General features: G+C 70.1%; 5 protein-coding genes and 1 pseudogene. 5 read left to right on the top strand and 1 reads right to left on the bottom strand.

Annotated elements, in window-relative coordinates:
* Positions 1-102 (top strand): annotated as a pseudogene (locus IG94_RS41840) (IS481 family transposase); the annotation flags it as partial.
* Here IG94_RS41840 and IG94_RS0122235 read toward each other — a convergent pair.
* Positions 99-863, bottom strand: a complete 765-nt coding sequence (locus IG94_RS0122235; protein WP_031039798.1) for a GntR family transcriptional regulator — start codon at positions 861-863, stop codon at positions 99-101. The pseudogene IG94_RS41840 and the gene IG94_RS0122235 overlap by 4 nt on opposite strands.
* Positions 864-1,409: 546 nt before the next feature.
* Here IG94_RS0122235 and IG94_RS0122230 point away from each other — a divergent pair.
* From IG94_RS0122230 to IG94_RS0122215, 4 genes are all read left to right on the top strand, one after another.
* Positions 1,410-2,684: an extracellular solute-binding protein gene (locus IG94_RS0122230; protein WP_031039791.1), complete on the top strand. Its 1,275-nt coding sequence runs from the start codon at positions 1,410-1,412 to the stop codon at positions 2,682-2,684.
* A 98-nt stretch (positions 2,685-2,782) separates the two neighbouring features.
* Positions 2,783-3,769 carry a carbohydrate ABC transporter permease gene (locus tag IG94_RS0122225; RefSeq protein ID WP_031039789.1) on the top strand — a complete coding sequence of 329 codons (987 nt, stop codon included), beginning with the start codon at positions 2,783-2,785 and terminating at the stop codon, positions 3,767-3,769.
* Positions 3,766-4,596, top strand: coding sequence for a carbohydrate ABC transporter permease (locus IG94_RS0122220; protein WP_031039788.1), 831 nt, complete (start codon positions 3,766-3,768; stop codon positions 4,594-4,596). Before IG94_RS0122225 ends, IG94_RS0122220 begins: the two co-directional genes overlap by 4 nt.
* A 7-nt stretch (positions 4,597-4,603) precedes the next feature.
* Complete coding sequence (locus IG94_RS0122215) at positions 4,604-6,100, top strand: glycoside hydrolase family 3 protein (protein ID WP_031039786.1); 1,497 nt, start codon at positions 4,604-4,606, stop codon at positions 6,098-6,100.
* The last annotated feature ends 37 nt before the right edge of the window (positions 6,101-6,137 follow it).

Below are 6,137 nucleotides of genomic sequence, written 5' to 3'. Positions count from 1 at the left end.
CCGCAATGGCTGCATACCTACAATCACCACCGCGGACACACCGCGCTGAAAGGGCAACCACCCGCCAGCCGCGTCCCCAACCTCACGAGTCAGTACACCTAGTCCTGCGGGCGCTTCAGCCGGGCCACGAACTTGTAGCGGTCGCCGCGGTAGACCGAGCGGACCCACTCCACCGGCTGGCCGGACCCGTCCTGCGAGTGCCGGGAGAGCATCAGCATGGGCAGGCCCACGTCGGTGCCGAGCAGGCCGGCCTCGCGCGGGGTGGCCAGGGAGGTCTCGATGGTCTCCTCGGCCTCGGCGAGATGGACGTCGTACACCTCGGCCAGCGCGGTGTAGAGGGACGTGTACTTCACCAGGGACCGGCGCAGCGCCGGGAAGCGCTTCGCGCTGAGGTGCGTGGTCTCGATGGCCATCGGCTCCCCGTTGGCCATGCGCAGCCGCTCGATGCGCAGCACCCGTCCGCCGGCCGTGATGTCCAGCAGCCCGGCGAGCCGGTCGTCGGCGGTGATGTAGCCGATGTCCAGCAGCTGCGAGGTGGGTTCGAGGCCCTGGGCCCGCATGTCCTCGGTGTACGAGGTGAGTTGCAGCGCCTGCGACACCTTGGGCTTGGCGACGAAGGTGCCCTTGCCCTGGATGCGCTCCAGCCGGCCCTCGACGACCAGCTCCTGCAGGGCCTGGCGCACCGTCGTGCGCGAGGTGTCGAACTCGGCGGCCAGCGTGCGCTCCGGCGGGACCGGTGTGCCCGGGGTCTGGGTCCGGGTCATGTCGAGCAGATGCTTCTTCAGACGGTAGTACTTGGGCACGCGCGCGGTACGGACGGTCGCCCCACCCTCGTTCTCCGCACTGCTGACGTCGGTGCTCATGCTCTGCCTTCCCGGCTCCGGATGCCGAAGCGACCGCTATCCCTGTCGGCCACGGCTCACATCGTGGCACGGCTCCGTGCCGGGATAGCCCCGCACGCTCCGTGATCCCTTCTGTATACCTCCGGGGCCACCCTTGGTCTAGTCCACAGCAGCGGCGGGCGGAGTGCCGGAGGTGTTCCCCGGCGGGTTCCGGTCGCGCTCCCCGGCGGGTTCGGGAGGGGCGTTCCGACGGGTGGCGGGGTGGTGTGCCGGGTACGGCTGGTACGTGCGTCCGCGGCCGTGTCCGCGCGGCGCCCGGCGGGCGTGGTACACCCGGTCCGCGGGTGCCCGATCCGGGCCCCGCGCAATGAAGGGTCCCTGCATATCTCGGTCGCATCACGGACGGCGAGGCTGGGTTTGAACACCCTTGACAGCCCTAATGGTCTGGGCCAAGCTCCCCGTACTGGTCTACACCATTGGTCCAGGTCCCGGCCCCATGGGCGGTCCGCGTCGACGAGCAACCGCGGGGAGGCAGGGGGGTTTTGTGGCATCCCTGAGGAGGGTGGCGTGAAGCGCAAGCTGATAGCCGCGATCGGTATCGCGGGCATGATGGTCTCGATCGCGGCATGCGGCGGCGACAGCGACGACGGCAAGAAGACCGGGGCCGACGGTTACGCCGGCGAAACGCTCACCGTGTGGGTGATGGACGGCTCCTCGCCGGACGACTGGCAGGCGGCCGTCGCCAAGGAGTTCGAGACCAAGACCAAGGCCAAGGTCAAGTTCGAGGTCCAGCAGTGGAACGGCATCCAGCAGAAGCTGACCACCGCCCTGTCCGAGGAGAACCCGCCGGACGTCTTCGAGATCGGCAACACCCAGACGCCGGCCTACGCCAAGACCGGCGGCCTCGCCGAACTGGCCGATCTGAAGAGCTCGGTCGGCGCGGACTGGACCGAGTCCATCAACGAGTCCTCCGTGTTCGACGGCAAGCAGTACGCGGCCCCGTGGTTCGTCGCCAACCGTGTGGTCGTCTACAACAAGAAGATCTGGGCCGACGCGGGCATCAAGGAACTCCCCAAGACCCGCGACGAGTTCTACGACGCCCTCAAGACCGTCGGTGAGAAGACCGACGCCGAGCCGATCTACCTGCCGGGGCAGAACTGGTACCACTTCGTCGGCCTGGCCATCGGCGAGGGCGCCGAACTGGTCAAGAAGGACGGCGACAAGTACGTCTCCAACCTCGGCGACCCGAAGATCGCCGCCGCGACGGAGACCTACAAGAAGTTCCAGGCCCTCTCCCAGGCGCCCAAGGACAAGGACGAGGCCACCCCGCAGCAGGGTGAGGTCTTCGCCAAGGGCAAGACCGGCGCGTTCATCGGCATGGGCTGGGAGACCGGCATCGCGATCGAGGCCAACCCGGCCATCGAGAAGGACATCGGCTACTTCACCATCCCGGGTCCGAGCGCCGACAAGCCCGAGGGCGTCTTCCTCGGCGGCTCCAACCTCGCCGTCGCCGCGGGCAGCAAGAACCAGGACCTCGCCAAGGAGTTCCTGAAGATCGCGCTGTCCGACCAGAACGAGGGTGCGCTGGCCAAGGCCAACGGCGTCATCCCCAACAAGGACGCGCTGCAGACCAACCTCAAGGGCAACGCCGCCGCCGAGGCCGCCGCGCCGGCCGTCGCGGGCGGTGGCACCACGCCGCTGATCCCGGAGTGGGCCGCGGTCGAGAACGCGCCCAACCCGATCAAGACCTACCTGACCGCCGTGCTCAAGGGGAAGTCCCCGGCCGACGCGGCCAAGCAGGTCGAGGGCGAGTTCAACAAGCGCCTGGCGCAGGAGCAGTAGGACCGGATCGGCCGGGGCGGGAGCCGGATCACCACGGCTCCCGCCCCGGCCACCGCACGCGGGTCGACGTACACAGGTCGAGAAGAGAGAACGCGAGCATGACCGTGCAGACCGAACGGCCGCCCTCCGGCCCGGCCGACGTCCGCAAGGCGGACGGCGGCGGTACCGGCAGGCCGAGAACGAGAGCCGCGGCACGTGCCGGCGCGCTCGCCCCGTACCTGCTGCTGCTGCCCGCCTGCGCCGCCACCGTGCTGCTGCTCGGCTGGCCGCTGCTGAAGGACATCCTGCTGTCCTTCCAGAACCTCAACATGGGGCAGCTGATCCAGCATGTGACCGAGTGGAACGGGGTCGACAACTACAAGGAGACCCTCGGCAGCGAGGACTTCTGGCGGGTCACCCTCCGCTCGATCCTGTTCACGGCGGTCAACGTCGTCCTGATCATGCTCCTGGGCACCCTGGTCGGCCTGCTGCTGGCCCGCCTCGGCAAGCGGATGCGCTTCACCCTGCTGTTCGGCCTGGTGCTGGCCTGGGCCATGCCGATCGTGGCCGCCACCACCGTCTACAAGTGGCTGTTCGCCCAGCGCTTCGGCGTCGTCAACTGGGTCCTGGACAAGCTCGGCTGGCACTCCATGGCCGACTACAGCTGGACCAGCAGCCAGATGTCGACGTTCTTCGTCGTCACCCTGCTGATCGTGTGGATGTCCATCCCGTTCGTCGCCATCAACCTCTACGCGGCGACCACCACCATCTCCAAGGAGCTCTACGAGGCCGCGTCGCTCGACGGTGCCGGCGCCTGGCGGAGCTTCACCACGGTCACCATGCCGTTCCTGCGGCCCTTCCTCTACGCCACGACGTTCCTGGAGATCATCTGGGTCTTCAAGGCCTTCGTGCAGGTCTACCTCATCAACGAGGGCGGCCCGGACCGGCTCACCGAGATCCTGCCCGTCTACGCCTACGTCGAGGGCGTCGGGAACCAGCACTACGGCATGGGCGCGGCCATCGCCGCCCTGACCATCCTGCTCCTGATCGGCCTGACCGCGTACTACCTCAGGATCGTGCTCAAGCAAGAGGAGGACGAGCTGTGAAGCGCTCGCTCTTCGGCCGCCTGTGGCCCAACGCCACGGCCGTCGTCCTGTTCATCGGCTTCGTCTTCCCCGTGTACTGGATGTTCGCCACGGCCCTCAAGCCGACCGGCGACATCCTCTCGGAGGACCCGGTCTGGATCCCGACCAACATCACCTTCGAGCACTTCAGGACCGCGACCGACGTCGACCACTTCTGGACCTACGTCACCAACTCGCTGACCGTCACCATCCTCGCCGTGGTGTTCTCCCTGGTCATCGCGCTGGCCGGGTCCTTCGCCCTGGCGCGGATGCGGTTCAAGGGGCGGCGCGGCTTCATCATCGGCTTCATGCTGGCCCAGATGGCGCCCTGGGAAGTCATGATCATCGCGATGTACATGATCGTGCGGGACGCGTCGATGCTGAACAGCCTGGTGCCGCTGACGCTCTTCTACATGATGATGATCCTCCCCTTCACCATCCTGACGCTGCGCGGCTTCGTCGCCGCCGTGCCGAAGGAGCTGGAGGAGTCGGCGATGGTCGACGGCTGCACCCGCGCCGAGGCGTTCCGCCGCGTCATCCTGCCGCTGCTCGCGCCGGGCCTGATGTCCACCTCGCTGTTCGGCTTCATCACCGCCTGGAACGAGTTCGCCCTGGTCCTGGTGCTCAACAAGGACGCCGAGGCCCAGACGCTGCCGCTGTGGCTGTCCAGCTTCCAGACCCAGTTCGGCGACGACTGGGGCGCCACCATGGCCGCCTCGTCCCTCTTCGCCATCCCGATCCTCGTTCTCTTCGTCTTCCTGCAGCGCAAGGCCGTCAGCGGCCTGACCGCCGGCGCAGTGAAGGGATGACGCACCGATGACGACCCTCGCCAGGGCCACCGACGCCCTCACCCGCGACGCCCTCACCGTCCTGCAGCCCGGCTTCGCCGGCACCACCGCCCCCGACTGGCTGTTGCGCCGCCTCGGCGAGGGCCTGGCGTCCGTCGCCCTGTTCGGACGCAACGTCACCTCGCCCGAGCAGGTCGCGGCCCTCACCGCACAGCTGCGCGCCGAACGCGAGGACGTGCTGGTCGCCATCGACGAGGAGGGCGGCGACGTCACCCGCCTCGAAGTGCGCACCGGCTCCTCCTTCCCCGGCAACCACGCCCTCGGCGCCGTGGACGACGTGGGCCTCACCCGGGAGGTCGCCGCCGCGCTGGGCCGCCGGCTCGCGGACAGCGGCGTCAACTTCAACTGGGCCCCGTCCGCCGACGTGAACTCCAACCCGGACAACCCGGTCATCGGCGTACGCGCCTTCGGCGCCGACACCGACCTGGTCGCCCGGCACACCGCCGCCTACGTCACCGGCATGCAGTCCGCCGGCGTGGCCACCTGCACCAAGCACTTCCCGGGCCACGGCGACACCGGCATCGACTCCCACCACGCCGTGCCGCTCATCGACGTGGACGCCGACGTCCTCGCGGCACGCGACCTGGTCCCGTTCCGCGCGGCCGTCGCCGCCGGCAGCCGCGCGGTGATGAGCGCCCACATCCTGGTCCCCGCCCTGGACCCGGACCGCCCGGCGACGCTGTCCCGCCGCATCCTCACCGAGCTGCTCCGCGGCGAACTGGGCTACGACGGCCTCATCGTCACCGACGGCATCGAGATGCGGGCCATCGCGGGCACCTACGGCATCGAACGCGGCACCGCGCTGGCCATTGCGGCCGGCGCCGACGCGATCTGCGTGGGCGGCGGCCTGTCCGACGAGGACACCGTGCGGCGGCTGAGCGACGCCCTGGTGGAGGCCGTCCGCTCGGGCGAGCTGCCCGAGGAGCGGCTGGCCGACGCGGCGGAACGCGTCCGGTCCCTGTCCCGCTGGACGACGGCGAACCGGCCGGGCGCCCGGCCCGAGGACACCGCCGACGGCGACGTGGGCCTGCGGGCCGCCCGCCGCGCCCTGCGCGTCACCGCCGCCGCGGACTTCACCCCGCTCACCGGGGCGCCCTACGTCGCCGCCTTCACCCCCGTCGCCAACATCGCGGTCGGCGACGAGACGCCCTGGGGTGTCGCCGCCGAACTCCGCCGCCTGCTGCCGGGCACGGAGACGGACAGCTTCAACGGTCCCGACGCCGGGGCCGAGGCGCTGGCCGCGGCGGACGGGCGCCGCGTCGTCGCCGTGGTCCGCGACGAGCACCGTCACCCCTGGATGGCGGCGGCCCTCGACACGCTGCTCGCGGCCCGCCCCGACACGGTCGTCGTCGAGATGGGCGTGCCGCGCGCCGAACCCCGCGGCGCCCTGCACCTCGCCACGCACGGCGCGGCCCGCGTCTGCGGCCTCGCGGCGGCGGAGGCGGTCGTGGGCACGGGCCGCTGAGGGACCCGTCACCCGTCCCCGTCACCCGTCCTCGTGC

This window comes from Streptomyces olivaceus (assembly GCF_000721235.1).
Lineage (GTDB): Bacteria > Actinomycetota > Actinomycetes > Streptomycetales > Streptomycetaceae > Streptomyces > Streptomyces olivaceus.
This window is presented reverse-complemented; position numbering and strand designations above follow the sequence as displayed.

Bases quoted from the DNA above. Each gene is read 5' to 3' on its own strand.
- IG94_RS0122235 (WP_031039798.1), bottom strand. From the start codon at position 863: ATGAGCACCGACGTCAGCAGTGCGGAGAACGAGGGTGGGGCGACCGTC.
- IG94_RS0122225 (WP_031039789.1), top strand. From the start codon at position 2,783: ATGACCGTGCAGACCGAACGGCCGCCCTCCGGCCCGGCCGACGTCCGC.
- IG94_RS0122215 (WP_031039786.1), top strand. From the start codon at position 4,604: ATGACGACCCTCGCCAGGGCCACCGACGCCCTCACCCGCGACGCCCTC.